The organism is Flavobacterium agri, assembly GCF_013401995.1.
In the GTDB taxonomy this organism is placed as follows: Bacteria; Bacteroidota; Bacteroidia; order Flavobacteriales; family Flavobacteriaceae; genus Flavobacterium; species Flavobacterium agri.
The window spans coordinates 1-902 of the sequence record NZ_JACBJI010000018.1 but is presented as its reverse complement, the minus strand read 5'-3'; the positions used below and the strand labels follow the sequence as shown (position 1 = coordinate 902).

At 34.0% G+C, this 902-nt stretch carries 1 protein-coding gene; it reads left to right on the top strand.

Annotated features, from left to right (window positions below; all coding sequences use genetic code 11):
• Positions 1–116 precede the first annotated feature (116 nt).
• Positions 117–713, top strand: coding sequence for a hypothetical protein (locus HZF10_RS17655; protein WP_176007567.1), 597 nt, complete (start codon positions 117–119; stop codon positions 711–713).
• Positions 714–902: the final 189 nt, after the last annotated feature.

The window sequence follows — 902 nt, the reverse complement described above, 5'->3', positions numbered from 1 at the left end:
TTCATTAACTTCGTTTCCAATAGCGGAGAGTACTCTCTCCGAAAGATCGCGGCGACAAAGAAGCCGCCAAACGTTAGTGGCTAGTTAACCGCGAGTCTCGATTAAAAACAACAAAAATGAAAATAGCTATCTTTATAATTGTCAATTTAGTTCTAATGCCTTGTTTTGGACAACAATTTGAAGGTATAATTGTTTTCCAAAATTCTTACCAATCTAAGATTAAAAATCAATCAAATGAACATTTGGCGCAACTTTTTGGAAGCACACATACTTATCAGATAAAAAACGAGAGGTATAAATTAAGCAGCAATGGAGAATTATTGCAATGGCAAATTTACCAACCACAAGAAAACAAACTTTTTACAAAATTAGCAGTTGGAGACAAATTAGGAATAATAGAATTGGATAAAGAAACTGAAAAGGTTAAAAGTGTTCAAGTCAATCGCAAGGCAGTTAAAATCTTAGATTATTTATGTGATGAATTTGTTGTCCAATGCAAGTCTTCAGTTCAAAAATACTTTATAGATTCAAGTTTGAATATAAATCCTGAAATTTTTAAAAATTCAAAATTCAATTATCAATTGGCATTTTTATTGAAAAATCAGATACTTCCCATCAAAATGGTTATTGAAGATGGAATAAGCATTTGCGAGAGCATTGCAATAGAGCTAAAAGGAGAAACAATCGATGAAAAGATATTCGACGTAAAATAACCAGCCACTAACCGCCGCTAACCGCCATTGCTGGGTTTAAGGTAAAATGAAGTGCTTTTTCCTAAGCCGTAAAACTAAGAATTTTTCTGCTTTCTAAGCTAGAAAAATTCATTAGTTTTACTTCGTCCGCGTTCGGCAGAGACTACAATCTCCGAAAGCCAGCAACGCTCGGTTAGCGGCCTAACGTTA

Bases quoted from the DNA above. Each gene is read 5' to 3' on its own strand.
- HZF10_RS17655 (WP_176007567.1), top strand. From the start codon at position 117: ATGAAAATAGCTATCTTTATAATTGTCAATTTAGTTCTAATGCCTTGT.